13 protein-coding genes are annotated in these 16,183 nt (G+C 64.1%); 8 read left to right on the top strand and 5 right to left on the bottom strand.

The window, feature by feature from the left end; genetic code table 11:
* Positions 1-208: 208 nt before the first annotated feature.
* The 4 genes from ACZ1II_RS02100 (at position 209) to phoA (ending at position 7,358) form a co-directional block, all read left to right on the top strand.
* Complete coding sequence (locus tag ACZ1II_RS02100) at positions 209-1,936, top strand: sensor histidine kinase (RefSeq protein ID WP_465144150.1); 1,728 nt, start codon at positions 209-211, stop codon at positions 1,934-1,936.
* The gene (locus ACZ1II_RS02095; protein WP_465144149.1) at positions 1,933-3,255 is read left to right on the top strand and encodes a sigma-54-dependent transcriptional regulator; all 1,323 of its coding nucleotides are present in this window, start codon (positions 1,933-1,935) and stop codon (positions 3,253-3,255) included. The genes ACZ1II_RS02100 and ACZ1II_RS02095 overlap by 4 nt, the downstream gene beginning before the upstream one ends.
* Before the next feature lie 424 nt (positions 3,256-3,679).
* Positions 3,680-5,698 (top strand): TonB-dependent receptor domain-containing protein, encoded by a 2,019-nt coding sequence (locus tag ACZ1II_RS02090; RefSeq protein WP_465144148.1) that lies wholly within the window; start codon positions 3,680-3,682, stop codon positions 5,696-5,698.
* 244 nt (positions 5,699-5,942) lie between these two features.
* Entirely contained in the window at positions 5,943-7,358 is a 1,416-nt protein-coding gene (gene phoA, locus ACZ1II_RS02085; protein ID WP_465144147.1) for an alkaline phosphatase, read from the top strand.
* 112 nt (positions 7,359-7,470) lie between these two features.
* On the opposite strand, the gene ACZ1II_RS02080 is transcribed toward phoA, so the two are convergent.
* Complete coding sequence (locus ACZ1II_RS02080) at positions 7,471-8,502, bottom strand: acyltransferase family protein (RefSeq protein ID WP_465144146.1); 1,032 nt, start codon at positions 8,500-8,502, stop codon at positions 7,471-7,473.
* 200 nt (positions 8,503-8,702) lie between these two features.
* On the opposite strand from ACZ1II_RS02080, the gene ACZ1II_RS02075 reads away from it, so the two are divergent.
* Positions 8,703-9,812 (top strand): glycosyltransferase, encoded by a 1,110-nt coding sequence (locus ACZ1II_RS02075; RefSeq protein WP_465144145.1) that lies wholly within the window; start codon positions 8,703-8,705, stop codon positions 9,810-9,812.
* Here the strand turns inward: ACZ1II_RS02075 and ACZ1II_RS02070 are convergent.
* From ACZ1II_RS02070 to istA, 3 genes are all read right to left on the bottom strand, one after another.
* Positions 9,764-10,306, bottom strand: a complete 543-nt coding sequence (locus ACZ1II_RS02070; protein ID WP_465144144.1) for a glycosyltransferase family 4 protein — start codon at positions 10,304-10,306, stop codon at positions 9,764-9,766. The two genes, ACZ1II_RS02075 and ACZ1II_RS02070, sit on opposite strands and share 49 nt — an antisense overlap.
* A 95-nt stretch (positions 10,307-10,401) precedes the next feature.
* A complete protein-coding gene (gene istB, locus ACZ1II_RS02065; RefSeq protein ID WP_465143720.1) occupies positions 10,402-11,169 on the bottom strand; it encodes an IS21-like element ISSsp5 family helper ATPase IstB in 768 nt (255 codons plus the stop codon).
* On the bottom strand, positions 11,166-12,659 hold the full coding sequence (gene istA, locus ACZ1II_RS02060) for an IS21 family transposase (protein WP_465143721.1): 1,494 nt from the start codon (positions 12,657-12,659) through the stop codon (positions 11,166-11,168). Before istA ends, istB begins: the two co-directional genes overlap by 4 nt.
* A gap of 184 nt (positions 12,660-12,843) precedes the next feature.
* Here istA and ACZ1II_RS02055 point away from each other — a divergent pair, with 184 nt between their 5' ends.
* Positions 12,844-13,206 (top strand): carboxymuconolactone decarboxylase family protein, encoded by a 363-nt coding sequence (locus ACZ1II_RS02055; RefSeq protein WP_465144143.1) that lies wholly within the window; start codon positions 12,844-12,846, stop codon positions 13,204-13,206.
* On the top strand, positions 13,206-13,715 hold the full coding sequence (locus ACZ1II_RS02050; protein WP_465144142.1) for a (R)-mandelonitrile lyase: 510 nt from the start codon (positions 13,206-13,208) through the stop codon (positions 13,713-13,715). The genes ACZ1II_RS02055 and ACZ1II_RS02050 overlap by 1 nt, the downstream gene beginning before the upstream one ends.
* Here the strand turns inward: ACZ1II_RS02050 and ACZ1II_RS02045 are convergent.
* Positions 13,703-14,596 (bottom strand): LysR family transcriptional regulator, encoded by an 894-nt coding sequence (locus ACZ1II_RS02045; protein WP_465144141.1) that lies wholly within the window; start codon positions 14,594-14,596, stop codon positions 13,703-13,705. The two genes, ACZ1II_RS02050 and ACZ1II_RS02045, sit on opposite strands and share 13 nt — an antisense overlap.
* 143 nt (positions 14,597-14,739) lie before the next feature.
* Here ACZ1II_RS02045 and ACZ1II_RS02040 point away from each other — a divergent pair, with 143 nt between their 5' ends.
* Entirely contained in the window at positions 14,740-16,173 is a 1,434-nt protein-coding gene (locus ACZ1II_RS02040) for an MFS transporter (RefSeq protein ID WP_465144140.1), read from the top strand.
* Positions 16,174-16,183 lie beyond the last annotated feature (10 nt).

Here is a 16,183-nt window from a genome sequence, read left to right as displayed (position 1 = left end):
TTCGCGGCATTATCTCCAGGCGAAGCGCTGATGCAATTTGCCCTATTTCTCAATTATTATATATATTGATCAAATAGTTGATTGACATTTCCAGAACTCGCCCCCGGCCGATTGTGTCGGTATCGAAACATCTGAAAATTCATCGCGTGTCACTATTGGCACACTGCCATCCCGCCGCTATCGGGAGCGAATGGCGGCGACCCGTTCCTTGATTCCCACTCTCTGCATCGCCGCGCTGGCATTCCTGGGCGGCGGGGCCGTCTGGGCTGTGGGCGAGGTGGCGGCAAGCAGCGAACAGGCCCGTCTGGAACGGGAAGCCGCCACCGCCGCCGCGCTTCGCGAAGCCTACCTCGAAAGCGAGATCGAACGCTTCCGCCTGCTTCCGGTGACCCTGTCGGACGACAGCGATATCGGGGCGGGCCTGGCAGGATCGCAGGCCGCGCTGCGGCAGGTCGCCCGCAAGCTGGAAACACTGGCGAAGACTACCGGCGCCGCGCAGATCTACCTTCTGGATGCACGAGGAACGACGCTGGCATCCAGCAACGCCGCCGCGCCGGGCAGTTTCGTCGGCCAGAACTACGCCTTTCGCAACTACTTCCGCAGTGCCGCGAAACATGGTGCCGGAACCCAGTTCGCGCTGGGCACCGTCAGCGAGCGGCCCGGTCTCTACCTCGCGCAGCGCACGCGCGGCGGCGGGTACATCGTCGTCAAGCTGGAGTTCGAGAGGATCGAGCGCGAATGGGCGCGGCTGGGCGAGATCACGTTCGTCACGGGGCGCGAGGGGATCGTGCTCATCACCAGTCGGCCGCAATGGCGCTTCACGACCACGCGGCCGCTTTCGCAGGCGGCACAGCAACAGTTCCGAGCCGAGCTTCAGTCCGGCGAGGGGTCCCTGCAGGCCATTCCGGTCACGCCGACGAAGTCCGGCATGGTCCAGCTGGAGGACGACCCGCGCACGCGGCTGCTGTGGACGTCCGAACCGATGGCCATGTCGGGCTGGCAGCTCAACCTGTTGACCGCGACCGGCAGCGTGGATCGCGCCGCCCGCACCGCGCGGATATCCGCGCTGCTGGCGCTGCTGGTCCTGGCCGGTCTCGCCTGGATCGCACGGGAACGCGGCCTGCGGCGGGCGGAACGCGCAGCGCTTGCGGCGGCGCGGACCGACGAACTGGAGGCCCTCGTCGCCGAGCGCACGCGCGAACTGCGCCGCGAAATGGAGGAACGCGCTGCCGGGGAGGCACGCGCCGATGCCTTGCGCGAAGGGCTGCGACAGGCCAATCGCCTCGCTTCGCTGGGACAGATCACCGCCGGGATTGCGCATGAGACCGCCCAGCCGGTCGCCGCGATCCGCGCCTATGCCGCCAACAGCCGCCAGCTCCTGGCACGCGGAGATACCGCCTCTGCCGTGCAGAACCTTTCCACGATCGAGCGGCTGACCGAGCGGATCGGCCGGGTGACCGCCGAACTGCGCGGCTTTTCGCGCAAGGGGACCGGCACCGTATCGGCAATCCCCTTGCGCGATCCGGTCGAGGGCAGCCTGCTGATCCTGCGCTCGCGCATGAACGGCGTGGCGCTCACCATCGCCGGGGTGCCCGAAGACCTGCGGGTCATGGCCGACGCCGTCCGGCTGGAGCAAGTGCTGGTCAACCTGCTGCAGAACGCTCTCGAAGCGCTGGACGGCACGCCCGATCCGTCGATCGCGATCGAGGTTCGGGTAGAGGACGAGCGTGTCCTGCTCCGCGTGCGGGACAATGGCCCGGGCATTCCGCCGGACATGCAGGAGCGCCTCTTCACCCCCTTCGCCACCAGCCGGCCTGCCGGACTTGGCCTCGGCCTCGTCATCGCCAGCGACATCATGGCCGATCTCGGCGGCGCCCTGCGGCTGCTACCGGCCGAACCGGGCACCTGTTTCGAAATGGAGTTGCGCCGAGCATGACCGAACCCCTGCCCGAAATCCGCTGCGTCGCGGTGATCGACGACGACGCCGACATGCGCGATGCCATGGGCCAGACCCTGACCCTTGCAGGCTACGAAGTCATGGCCTTTCCCGGCCCGCGCGAAGCGCTCAAGGCCATCGATGCCGGTTTTCGCGGCGTCGTCGTCAGCGACGTGCGGATGCCGCACATGTCGGGCATCGAGCTGTTCCGCACGATCGCAGCGATGGATGCCGAACTGCCGGTCATTCTCGTCACCGGCCACGGCGACGTGCCGATGGCGATCGATGCGCTGAAAGGCGGCGCGTGGGATTTCATCACCAAGCCGTTCGACCCCGACGGCCTCGTCGCCTCGGTCGGCCGGGCGGCGGAGAAGCGCGCGCTGGTGCTTGAGAACCGGCTGCTGCGCCAGATGGTGAGCGAGCCGACCTCCCCGCTGATCGGCAACTTCCCCGCGATCGTGCGGCTGCGCGCCACGATCGAGAGCCTGGCCGCGACCGATATCGACGTACTGATCGAAGGCGAGACCGGCACCGGCAAGGAGCTGGTCGCGCGGATGATCCACAAGCGCAGCCTGCGCGCGCGCCAGCGTTTCGTCACGGTCGCCTGCGGCGCCCTGTCCGACGCGGTTGCCCGCCCGATGCTGCACGGCGGGCTGCGTTCGGGCCACGGCCCGGTAGACGGCAAACTGCTGCAGGCGCACGACGGAACCCTGTTCCTGGACGACGTGGACCAGGCCGGTGACGCACTTCAGGCGAATCTCGTGCAATTCATGGAAGACCGCATCGTGCTGCCCGAAGGTGCGCGCGAGCCGCAGCCGGTGGACGTCCGCGTCATCGCCTGCATGCGCGAGAACGTCGGCGAGATGCAGGTGCAACCCGCCCTGCTCTACCGTCTGGCGGCGATCCGCCTGCGCATTCCGCCGCTGCGCGAGCGACGGGAAGACGTTCCGCTGATCTTCGCCCACCTGCTGGAGGCCGCCGCCAGTCGCCTGCGCCGCGAGGTGCCGGTGATCGACAAGCAGACCTGGGCGAGACTGGTCGACCACGACTGGCCCGGCAATGTGCGCGAACTGGCGCATTTCGCCGAGCGCGTCGTCCTCGGGCTGGAGGACGGTGCCTCGGCCGGTCAGGCTCCGCTGCCGCTCAACCAGCAAGTGGACGCCTTCGAGCGCAGCATCCTGGTGGAAGCGATACGCGCGGCGGGCGGCAACATCAGCAAGGCGATGGCCAACCTCGGCCTCGCCCGCAAGACGTTCTACTACAAGGTCGGCCGCCATAACCTCGATCTCGACGAGATCAGGCGCAGTCTGAACAACTAAGTGGCGGAGCGCATTCGACAATCGATCTGCGAATGGCGGGCGGGTGCCAGGCCGTGCAAAAAGTGACACAGTTCGTTGAAATTCCGGGCATAAATGGAGACACTTTCGGCATAAGCCCGGATATCTTTATCCTATCAAGCAATTGATATTTAGTAATATTTCAATACTAATGAGTTTCATTTGCAGCAATGTGTCACCTTGGTAGAACCGGCCCACCAAGCGGCGGATTGCCATGGCCCGCTGCCGATACCGGCGTGATCTGCCGATATCGGTCCAAGGGTGCGAACGGTGCGGCGGCCCAGAGCCGCCGTGCCGGTCAGGGGGTTGCGGTCACGTTGTTCCAGCCATTCCATCTCGCTGCATTCGCGGCTTGAAAGGTCGTGCGCCGTCTTGGGGACCATGCTTCAACACGGGGGATTACATCTTGAAATTCGGTCTCAATGTCCGCGCTCGCCTGCGCGGCGCGTCGTGCCATGCCGCCTGCGCCGCCGTCTGCGCAATCGCCGCGGCCTCGCTTTCGGTTCCGGCCCATGCCTCCACCGGTGCCGCCGATGCTGATGGCGCCGCGGATGGCGCTGCCCCCACCGACATCGTCGTCACCGCGACCGGGTACGACCAGACGGTGGAAGACGCGCCTGCCTCCATCACCGTGATCGACGGCGACGACTTGCGCCGTCGCTCGATCCAGAATCTCGGCGATGCAGTGCGCGATGTCGAAGGCGTGGTCGTTAACGGCGGCGCGAACGAGCAGGACATCCAACTGCGCGGCATGCCCGGCGACTACACGCTGATCCTCGTCGACGGCAAGCGCCAGAGCGGCCGCGAATCCCGCGTCAACGGCAATCGCGGCTACGAGCAGGGCTTCACCCCGCCCGCCGCCGCGATCGAACGCATCGAGGTCGTGCGCGGGCCGATGTCCTCGCTCTACGGCTCGGATGCGATCGGCGGCGTCATCAACATCATCACCCGCAAGCCGGGCACGGAATGGAGCGGCAGCCTGTCCTACGACATCTCCCTGCGCGAGGCCGGGGACCAGGGCGATGCCCATAACGTCCAGGCCTTCGTCAGCGGACCTCTCATAAGCGGCCTGCTCGGCTTCCAGCTCTGGGGCGGCTTGCTCGAACGCGGCGCCGACGACAATGTGGAAGTGACCAACGGCTTCGCCCGGTCACGTAACCGCAACGCCAGCGGCCGCCTCTTCCTGACCCCGAGCGCCGATCACGACATCATCCTGGAAGGCGGCCTGTCGCGGCTGCGCAATGGCGAGGGCGTCAGCGCCAACTGGGCGACCCGCCAGCAGGACAACGACCGCGACTACTGGTCGCTCACCCACAACGGCCGCTGGGGCGCGGCTACGTCCACGCTTTCCTACCTCGACGAGAAGACCAGCCGCGAAGGCCTTGCCACGCCGGACCAGGCCGACGTCTACGGCCGCAAGCCGGAAATCCGCAACCAGGTGTTCGACGGCAAGCTGACCCTGCCGATCGGCACGAACACGCCGACGATCGGCGTCCAATGGCTGAAGACCTCGCTGACCGACTGGAACCAGGCCAATCGGGGCCAGGCCAACGAGTTCGAATACGAGACTTACTCCGTCACCCAGAAGGCGATCTTCGCCGAAAACGAATGGCGTGTTTCCGATGCCTTCGCGCTGACCGGAGGCATCCGCCTCGACGATCACAGCCTCTACGGAAGCCACTTCAATCCGCGCGCCTATGCCGTCTGGCATGCCACGAAGCGCCTGACGCTGAAGGGCGGCATAGCCAAGGGCTTCAAAGCGCCGGAGCTGCGCGCGGTGATCCCGGACTATGCGGTCATCCGCCGCAACCGGCTGGTCCAGTTCGGCAATCCGAACCTCAAGCCCGAGAGCAGCACCAATTACGAAGCGACGGCCATGTGGTCCAACCGCGACGGCATCTCGCTCAGCGCCACGGTGTTCTACAACGACTTCCGGGACCGCCTTTCGACCGAGACGACCGACCAGCGCTGGCAGGGCCTGCAAGTGCTCAACCGGATCAACATCGACAAGGCCTCGATCCTCGGCGTGGAGCTGAGCGGCAAGTGGAAAGTCAGCCGCGCGGTATCGCTGCGGGGCAACTTCACCTACCTCGATTCCGAGCAGAAGAGCGGCGCGAACAAGGGCGCACCGCTGGCGCTGACACCAAAGTACAAGGCCAATGCGCGAGCCGACTGGGAGATCAGCCGCAAGGCCACGGTCTGGACCTCGATCAACTACTACGGCAAGGAATACGAAGCCACAGCAACGGGCGGCGCCGCACCGGCCTATGTGACCGCGGACCTGCTCGGCTCATACGCATTGAACCCGATGATCCAGCTCAAGGCCGGTATCTACAACATCAACGACAAGCGCCTGGACGACGCGACTTACGGCACGGTGAACTATGGGCGCACTTACTGGTTCGGTATCGGCGCCAGCTTCTAAAACCGTTCCCGCATCATCAGGTGATCCCTCAAGATTCGACCGCGCTTGCCCCAGGTGGGCAGGCGCGGTCGGCGTAGCGGTGGCCGGTCACCACGCAATCCCGTTCCCACTTCCGAGGAAATTTTCCTGGCCCGCACGCATGACTGTCAAACTCACCGCCTAAGGGCGTGAAGCCGGGCATGGCGCCCCCCGAAAGGCGCCATGCTCCTTCGCATATCCCGTCTCTTTCTGCGTGAGTTCGACCATGAAATACCGCCTGCTTGCTTCGGCGCTCCTCTCTTTCGCAAGCGCCGTTCCGGCGATGGCCCAGACCGCCGCATCTCCCGATGATCTTGCCCGCGCCGCCGCCGGCGATCCGCAAGAGCCGGGCGGCGCACGCCGTCTGCATGGCAACATGACCGACCTCTACCGCCGCCTGAACAGCGACGGCGAAGTGCGAAACGTGATCCTGCTGATCGGCGACGGCATGGGCGATTCCGAGATCACCCTGGCACGCAACTACGCCGAAGGCGCAGGCGGCTATTTCAAGGGCATCGATGCCCTGCCCTTCACCGGCCAATACACCCATTATTCGCTCGACAAGGCGACCGGCAAGCCGAACTACGTGACCGATTCCGCTGCCTCCGCCACGGCCTGGTCGACCGGGGTGAAAAGCTACAACGGTGCGATCGGAGTGGATATCGCCGAAAAGCCCCATGCCTCGTTGCTGACGCGCGCCAAGGCGGCAGGCCTCGCGACCGGCGACGTTTCCACCGCCGAGATCGAGGACGCCACCCCGGCCGCCCAGGTCGCGCATGTGACCCAGCGCAAGTGCTTCGGGCCGGTCGTGACCAGTGCCGCCTGTCCGGCCAACGCGCTGGAGAACGGCGGCCTGGGATCGATCGCGGAACAGCTTCTCGACACCCGCCCCGATGTCACCCTCGGCGGCGGCGGCGCGGCATTTGAAGAAACGGCCCGTGCAGGCAAGTGGAAGGGCAGGACGCTCACGGCGCAAGCGCAGGCCCGAGGCTACCGGCTCGTGCGCAATGCGGACGAACTCGAACAGGTTTCGGCGGCGAGCCAGAAGCAGCCGCTGCTCGGCCTGTTCTCGCAAGGCGACATGCCGGTGCGCTGGAAAGGCCCCAAGGCCAGCCTCCACGGCAATCTCGAAAAGCCGCCGATCACCTGCGAGATCAACGATTCGCGTACCGACGACATTCCGACGCTGGCCGATATGACGCGCAAGGCTATCGACCTGCTCGGACGAAATCCCAAAGGCTTCTTCCTGCAAGTCGAGGGCGCGTCGATCGACAAGGAAGACCATGCCGCCAATCCCTGCGGCCAGATCGGCGAGACGGTCGATCTCGACGAGGCCGTGCAGGTCGCGCTGGCTTTCGCAAAGGCCGATGGCCATACACTGGTGATCGTCACCGCCGACCATGCCCACAGCAGCCAGATCATCGCCAATGGCAGGCACGCGCCGGGCCTGACCGCTGCCCTCAAGACCCGTGAAGGCGGGGTGATGACGGTCAGCTACGGCACTGCCGAAACCGGCTCTCAAGGCCATACCGGCACGCAGCTGCGTATCGCCGCCTATGGCCCGCATGCCGCGAACTTCTCCGGCCTGCTCGACCAGACCGACGTGTTCTACATCATCCGCGATGCCCTGAAGCTTCCCTGAGCATGAAGGCCCGGCCGACCGGAAGGGGCCGGGCCTTCGATCCCGCTGCGTTGCGCGTTTGCGGCAATGATATAGACCTCGGCCTTCGACGGGTGACGCGGCGAAAATGAACTCAGCCAGCCGCTCCGAGCGGGCGGCCACGCTGGAGCAGAGTTCGCAGGCCCTGCGAGGCGGGCTGCTCGATCAGCCGATAGAGAATGTCCGCAGCGACCACGGCCCCGGCAAGCCCCAGCAGGATCGAGAAACCGGCCGCCACCGGGCTACCGGCGCCCAGGTGTTGCCAGGCGACGATGACCGGCTGCGTGACGAATGGGTGGACAAGGTAGAGCGAATAGCTGGTGTACCCGATGCGCTGTACGATCTTCCAGGAAGCGAGATGTCCCGCCCTCTCGGCGGTCAGGGCGCCCATGAGGATGAGCGTACAGGCCCCGGTTGCACTCAGCGTCGAAGCCGGGCCGGACAGCATGAGCGGCGTGGCGACAAGCCAGATGGCGCCCGCCATGAGGCTCGCGATCCCGGTCCAGCCTGGTCCTGGAACGGCGAGCCGGAGATGCGCGACCGTCATGCCCGCCACGAATTCGAGCAGCTTGGGATTGGTATAGAAAAACGCAAGGCCCGGCCCTTCCGGGCGCAGCACGAAGCCGGCAAGCACGAGGGCAACGATGACCGCAACGCAAATCTCGAACTGGCGGGTGCCCCGCCCAATGGCCAGCGAGCCGGCGAAGACGAGATAGAAGAACATCTCGTAGTTGAGTGACCATCCCAAGAACAGCATCGGCATCATCTGCCCGTCGACACGCGCGTAGGGGATGAACAGGAGCGACTTCACAACCGCAAGCGGGTCGGCGGCGGTACTTTGCAGAACGCGTGGGACGGCAAGGGCGATGGTGAAGACGAGCAGCGTCATCGTCCAGTAGAGCGGCACGATCCGTATGGCCCGATTACGCAGAAACCGGAGCGGCGTCATGCGCGTCGAATCGGTCGTGTAGACCATGATGAAGCCGCTGATCGTGAAGAAAAGGTCGACGCCGAGCGCCGCAAATTCAATCCGGCTCTCCTGCACGCCGAAGGGCGTGAACAGAACCTTGAGATGAAAGAGGACGACGAGCAGGGCAGCGGCCGCTCTGAGCCCCTGAACGTTCACAAGTACCTTGCCAGTTCCTTTTGCCGGAGAAGTCATCATATCGGACGGTTACCCAAACAGGATAGCTTACAGCAAATTGTGGGTATCGATGATGTATTGCTACAACTATACATCAAGACAGAGTTGAACGGCAATATTTCTCTTGCAGTGCAGCAAATCAATTGATTTCTTCTGCATTGAAACCGTGAGGACGATTCCGCTTGGCCAGGATTGCTTACTACGTACACGACCTCAACGATCCCGCCGTCGCTCGTCGCGTCAGGATGCTTCGCGAGGGCGGAGACGACATCCGGCTTGTCGGCTTCTATCGCGGCTCCCCTCCACCGACGCGAATTGAGGGCGCGAACGTCGAGGCGCTCTGCGCAACGTCCGACGCGGCGATGCTGCAGCGAACTCTCGCTGTTTTGCGCTGGTTCTCGGCCCCCGGGAGAGCCGGTGCCGCGGCCAGCGATGCGGACATCGTCATTGGACGCAACCTCGAAGCGCTCGCCATCGCTGTGCGAACACGGCGCAGGGGCTCCCGGCTGATCTACGAATGTCTCGACATCCACCGCCTTCTGCTCGGCAATTCGATGCCGGCGCGGATGATCCGGGCCGTCGAGGCCACGCTGCTGAAGGCCGTCGATCTTGTCATCGTTTCTTCCCCTGCGTTCGAACGCCACCACTTTGCCGTCAGGTCCCCTGACCTGCCCGTGGCGCTCGTCGAAAACCGTCTGCTCGCGCTCGATCCGCCCCTTCCTGCCCCTCTCCCCGCGCCGCCGGGGCCGCCCTGGACCATCGGGTGGCTCGGCAACTTGCGCTGCCGCCGTACTTTCGATGTGCTGACCGGGCTTGCCCGACAGCTTGACGGCCTCGTCCGCATCCTTGTTGCCGGGCGCCCGACGACGGCCATCTTCGAGGACTTGCCGGGGGAACTCGCACGCGCACCGCACTGCACCTATCTCGGTCCCTATGGACCCGAGCAACTCGGCGATATCTATGGACAGTGCCATTTTGCCTGGATGATCGACTGGTTCGAAGAGGGCCTGAACTCTGCCTGGCTCCTGCCGAACCGTCTCTATGAGGCACAGAGTTTCGGTGTGGTGCCGATCGCCCTGGCATCCGTGGAAGTGGGCCGCTGGCTGCAGCGTCATGGTAGCGGAATCCTGCTCGACGCCGGGCTTGCCGACCTCGAGAGCCGTTTCAGGCTCCTCGACCCACCGGCCTATGCCTCGCTGCGACGCGCCGTCGACGCCATTGCCCGGCAAGATCTGATTGCCGATCAAGAAGCCTGCTCGCAACTCGCACGAACCGTCTCGGGCAACACCTGACTGGCCCGCACTTCGAGACCGATTGGCCGCTGCCCATGTTGCGCTACCGCTGAATGCACAAGTTCTTCCCAGCGCCTGGAGAAGCTATCCGGGTCGTTGGCTGCCGCGATCATCCGGGAACCGGCTACGGCGGCCCTCCGAAACACGTCGCGATGACTGTCAGGATCGCGGAGGATCGATAACAGCTCGCGCTCGCCCTCGATCCGCAATGGATAGTCGTCAACATCCATGGCCTCGAAAGTGACCGCATTGCCGATCACCGGAGCGCCATAGCCGAAGGCTTCGAGCACCTTGGTCTTGATCCCCCCCGGGAGATAGGACGGTGTCAGCAGAACGCTGCCGCCATCATAGATCTCGTCGATCGTCCGGGCATAGCCTGCCATGTGCACGTTCTCCGGCACCGCGATCCTGCGATGTTGCTCTCCGTAGATCACCAAAGGGGAGGCCAGCCGGTGACGGCACCAGATGTCAACGGCGGAGCAAAAGTCGGCCATGCGGCGGCGTAAAACCAGGCCATCGTGTTACATGCCGGGGGGAGTGGCGTGAGGGCGTAGCCCGAGGGGCACTCCCCCCGGCATTGGCGTAATTTTCAGGGTCTGGTTTTGGCCTTGCGGGCCCGGCTGTGAGCGAGGCGATAGCTTTCGCCATTCATCTCGAGGATGCTGACGTGATGGGTCAGGCGGTCGAGGAGCGCGCCTGTAAGCCGCTCGGATCCGAAGGTTTCGGTCCATTCGTCGAAGGGCAGGTTGCTGGTGATCAAGGTGGAGCCGCGTTCGTAACGCTGGGAGATCAGCTCGAACAACAGTTCGGCGCCGGTCTTGGAGAGCGGTACGAAGCCCAGTTCGTCGATGATGAGCAGCTTGTATCCGATCATCTGCTTCTGGAAGCGGAGGAGACGCCGCTCGTCGCGCGCCTCCATCATTTCGCTGACCAGCGCCGCCGCAGTGGTGAAGCCCACCGACAGTCCTTTCTGGCATGCAGCCAGTCCGAGCCCCAAAGCTACGTGCGTCTTTCCGGTGCCCGATGGCCCCAGAGCGATGGCGTTCTCACGCCGCTCGATCCACTCGCAGCGCGCCATCTCGAGCACCTGCATCTTGTTGAGCTTGGGGATGACGGCGAAGTCGAAGCTGTCGAGGCTTTTGACGGCGGGGAAGCGCGCAGCCTTGATGCGCCGCTCGACCATACGACGCTCCCTGTCGATCATCTCCATCTCGACGAGACGAGCGAGGAAGCGGATGTGATCGACGCCTTCAGCGGCACATTGCCGCGCGAGCTTGTGATGCTCTCGCAGGCACGTAGGCAGCTTGAGTGCCTTGAGATGGTGAGCGAGAAGAATCTCCGGGGCCTGATCGCTCATGCGGCCTCCTGCTGGTCGGACAGGAGGCTCAGATAGGCTCTGGCAAAGGTCTTCTCGACCGTGGTGCGTGGCAGGAAGGGATAGACGTCCAGGTCCAGTCTGGGCGGTACGCGTTCGACCCGGCACAGCACGAGGTGCTTGACGGCATCGAAGCCGATGGCGCCAAGGTCGATGGCCTGTTCCACCGCTGCCTGGAGATCGGCGACGGCGAACGTTTCCAGCAGGCGCAGCACCTGTACATATTCGCGCCTGCCATGTTTGTGCATGCGCCCTTCCATCAACCGCTGCAGTGTCGTGAACGCTTCGGGCAGGTCCCACCCCTGCAAAGGGGCGGCCTGGTCGAATGCGTTGATCTTCTGCTCGATCAGCGGGAGATAGTGGAGCGGGTCGAAGATAACCTCCTCGCGGGCATAGCAACGAGGATGACGGGCGATGACTTCGCTGCGGCATCCGATCACCACTTCATCGACATAGGCCCTGATCCAGACCTCCTGATGGCCCCAGGCCACCGGAACCGAATAATCGTTGGTCTTGTAGCGCACCAGAGATTGCGAGGAGACCCGCCCACCGGTCTGGTCGCAGGCCTCGAAGGGTGTTGCGGGCAGAGGCCGCATGGCCGCGAGATCGCGCTGCAAGCGCTCACCGATCGTCTCGCTCTCCCCGCGCACCTTGTCCTGCTGGCGCTTGCGGCATTGCTCCTCCAGCCACAGGTTGAAGGCCTCCCAGGTCGGGAACTTCGGGATCGGCACCATGAAATTGCGGCGGCAGTAACCAACCAGCCCTTCCACATTGCCTTTCTCGTTCCCCTTGCCCGGGCGGGCATAGCGGTCGCGGATCACGTAATGTGACAGGAAAGCGCTGAATAGCGTAGCACGCTTGCGCGTGCCGTCTGGCAGGATCTTCGCCACAAGGCAGCGATCGTTGTCATAGACGATCGAGCGCGGCACCGCGCCGAAGAACGCGAAGGCATGAACGTGCCCGTCCACCCAGGCCTCCGCCACTGCCGCCGGATAGGCCCGCACATAGCAGGCATCACTGTGCGGCAGATCGAGCGCGAAGAAGTAGGCCTTCTGCTCCACCCCGCCGATCTCCACCAGCGCTTCCCCGAAATCGGCCTGCGCATCTCCCGCCGGGTGCGCCAGCGGCACGAACATCTCCCGGCCGCGCTGCTCACGCTCCCGGATGTAATCCTTGATGATCGTATAGCCGCCGGTGAAACCATGCTCGGTGCGCAAACGGTCAAATACCCGCTTCGCCGTATGGCGCTGCTTGCGCGGGACACTGCGGTCCCTTTCAAGCCATCCATCGATGATCGCCACAAACCCGTCCAGCTTCGGGCGCTGCGGTACAGACTGACGCCGGTAACCCGGCGGCGATGAAAACGACAGCATCTTGCGTACCGTATCGCGCGACACATTGAAACGCTTCGCCGCCGCCCGCTGGCTCATACCTTCCGCGCAAGCCAAACGGACCTGAAGATAAAGTTCCACGCTGTAGATCCCCACACCTCCCTGACTTGGCAGAAAGGCTTCAAGGTGGACGACTTTTACGCCGTCCGCAGCGGGACTATCCCGCCGCTAGCGTGGCCGAATATTGCTCCGCCGTTCTCAGAAGACGATCACGCGCAGCCTCATCCTCGTTTCAGGCACGATGCTGGGCTCAGGAATGCCGGGTTTGGTTCAGGCTCAGACACCCGCAGCGAACACCGCCAGCGCGCCGTCGCGCGCGCAGCAGCTGATGGGCGACATCGACCCCAAGCTGGCGGAACTGACGGACGAAGTCCTGCTCGGTGACGTGTGGGAACGGCCGGGCTTGGCCAAGCGGGACCGTAGCCTCATCACTGTCGCCGCGTTGATCGCGCTCAATCGCCCCGAGCAGCTACGATCGCACATGCAGCTTGCGCGGACAAACGGGGTCACCGAGACAGAGATCGTGGAGGCAATCACCCAGCTTGCCTTCTACTCGGGCTGGCCCAACGCGATCACCGCCGTTGGCGTCGCGCGTGAGGTGTTCCATCCCAAGAGCGAGGCTGAGTGATGCGCGGACTGAGCAAGGCGGCGATAACGATCGGCGCGGCATGCCTGCCGATGCCTGCCGTGGCAGGTGACGACCCAGGCACGGCACCGGGCGTTTCGGTAATCCGGGAAGGCTCCACCGAGAAATCCACCGGCGCGGCCGCCAACTTCACCGGGACCGCGCTAGTCGAGGGGCGCTTCCAGCGCGAAGCGCCGGCGCGTATCGGCGGCGGGACTGTAACTTTCGCGCCTGGCGCGCATACCGCATGGCACACGCATCCGCTCGGGCAAACCCTCGTCGTCACGCGCGGTCACGGCTTCGTGCAGCAGTGGGGGCAGCCGGCCGAGCAGTTCGGACCGGGCGATGTCGTCTGGATCGGCCCCGGTATCAAGCATTGGCACGGCGCAGACCCCGACGAAGCAATGACCCACGTGGCGCTGGCGGAGGGCAGCAATGGCCAATCCGTGGCGTGGGAGGAACTTGTCAGCGATGCGCAGTATGCAGACGCGGTCGGCCATCAGACACGATAGCGCAAGGCCTCCACGAACAGCGCGAAGGCCGGAGATGCGTGGCGACGGCTGGGATAATAGAGGTGATAGCCAGGAAACGGTTCACACCAGTCTTCCATCACCCGGATCAGCTGACCACGTTCGATGAAGGGCAGCACCTGATCCTCAGGGAGATAGGCGAGGCCCAGCCCGTCGAGTGCCGAGTTCAGTCGCAGGCTGATGTTGTTGAAGACCAGCTGCCCCTCGATCCGGACATTGACCTCATGGCCGTCCTTGTCGAGATCCCAAGGGAAGATGCCGCCGTACGTCGGAAGCCGGATGCCGATACAGTTATGCGCGGTAAGATCCTGCGGCGAACGTGGCACGGGATAGCGGGTGAAATAGTCTGGCGAGCCGACGACAGCCATGCGCAGGTCTGGGCCGATGCGCACCGCGATCATGTCTTTGGCGACCTGGTCACCTAGGCGCACACCGGCATCGAACCCTCCCGCAACGATATCGGTAAGGCCGTAATCGACTATGATCTCGACGCTGATATCGGGATTGTCGGGCAGCAGTTTGCGCAGAGCCGGCTGCAGAACGGACACAGCGGGATGTTCTCCGGCGTTGATTCGGATCTTGCCCGAAGGCTTGTCTCGCAATTGGCTCAGCGAGCCGAGTTCTTGCGCGATCTCCTCAAAACGTGGCGCCACCGTGTCGAACAGGCGATGGCCTGCCTCGGTCGGCGAGACACTGCGGGTCGTTCGGGTCAACAGGCGCAGGCCCAGTCGCTCCTCGAGCCCCCTAATCGTCTGGCTGAGCGCCGATTGCGAAACACCCAGCTGAGCCGCAGCGCGAGTGAAGCTCCGCTCACGAGCCACCATCACGAAGGCCGCTAGCTCGTTGTAGTTCTCGCCCGCCATTAATTAGATCACCTTATAGCGACATGCTGATTATGGCGTCTAATCGCATTCCAGTGCGCGGGCTATATCCAATCCAACAATTCCCTCCGCTGCCTGTGCCCGATTGCCGGACAGCCTGATGAGAGCTTCGGACCAACCTCGCTATGACGCAGCGCCTTCAACCCTCCGGCGAACCGCACAAGAGCGCCATTTTGGCGATCATCCTCGTGAGTTACGTGATGATCGTTCTCGATATCTCGGTCGTGCTTACCGGGCTTCCCAGGATCCACGAGCAGCTCGGCTTCAGCGAGGCCAATCTCGCATGGGTCCAAAGCGCCTACACGCTGACCTTCGGGGGCTTCATGCTGCTGGGCGCGCGCGCAGGAGACATTCTCGGGCGTCGGCGGATGTTCGTCACGGGCCTTGCCATCTTCACGCTGTCGTCCCTCGCAATCGGTGCGTCGCCGTCGGCCACGTGGATGCTGTCGTCGCGGGCGATCCAGGGCCTTGGCGCCGCCGTTCTGGCGCCGTCGACACTCGCTTTGCTGCAGACCAACTTTGCCGAAGGTCATGAACGCACCCGTGCGGTTTCCTACTATGCAGCTGCAGCAGGCGCCTCGGCTACGGTCGGTCTGGTCCTCGGCGGTGTTCTCGCTGAATGGGTGTCTTGGCGCGCAGGGTTCTACGTCAACCTGCCGGTCGGCATCGGCCTGATCATCGCTTCCTATCGCTATATCGAGGAGACGCCAAAGCACACTGGCCGCTTCGATCTGCTCGGAGCCCTCACTTCCACGCTGGGCATCGGTGGTCTGGTCTTCGGTTTCATCCATTCCGCACAAAGCGGGTGGAGAGATCCGATCACAATCATGTCGATCGCCGGAGCGGTCGTGCTCATCGTGCTGTTCGTCAAGATTGAGCGCCGCGCTGCGCAACCGATCCTGCCGCTCGATCTGTTCTCGAGCCGGGTGCGTTCGGGCGCCTATGCTGCGCGGGTGCTCTATCTGGGCGCTATGGTCGGGTTCTTCTTCTTCACGACCCTCTACCTGCAGGACGTAAAGGGCTACGGTCCGGCAAAAAGCGGTCTCGCTTTCATCCCAGCGACCATCCTCCATGTACCGTTCGCCATCGCCGTGCCCCGACTGGTCAAGCTGTTCAGCGCCAACCGCCTGATGGTCGTGGGCATCGTCATCGGCATTGCGGGCATGGCGTGGCTGAGTTTTGCAGGCGCAAATTCGCCCTACATCATCACGGTCGCGCTACCGATGCTTCTGATCGGCGTGAGCCAGGGTCTGACGCTCAGCCCGCTGACCTCTGCCGGTGTCGCCGGAGTAGCCCACGCGAATGCCGGCGCTGCTTCGGGAGCCGTCAACGTAGCGCACCAGATCGGCAGTTCGGTTGGCCTCAGCGTCCTCGTCGCGGTCGCCGGCATCGCAAGCGCTGGACTTCAGGGACAGGCCTTTGCCGTCAGGCGCATCGGCGCCGCGTTCGACACCGGCACGGTCATGCTGGTCCTCGCCCTACTGGTGGTGCTGACCACGATCGTTGCACCGGACAAAGTTTCGAACACCAGACCCTTGGGCGCCACCGGCGCTGCTTGAAGAAAGGACA

This window comes from Novosphingobium sp. BL-S-20 (assembly GCF_055521635.1).
Note: the sequence above shows the minus strand (reverse complement) of the source record. Positions and strands in the feature narration are given on the sequence as shown.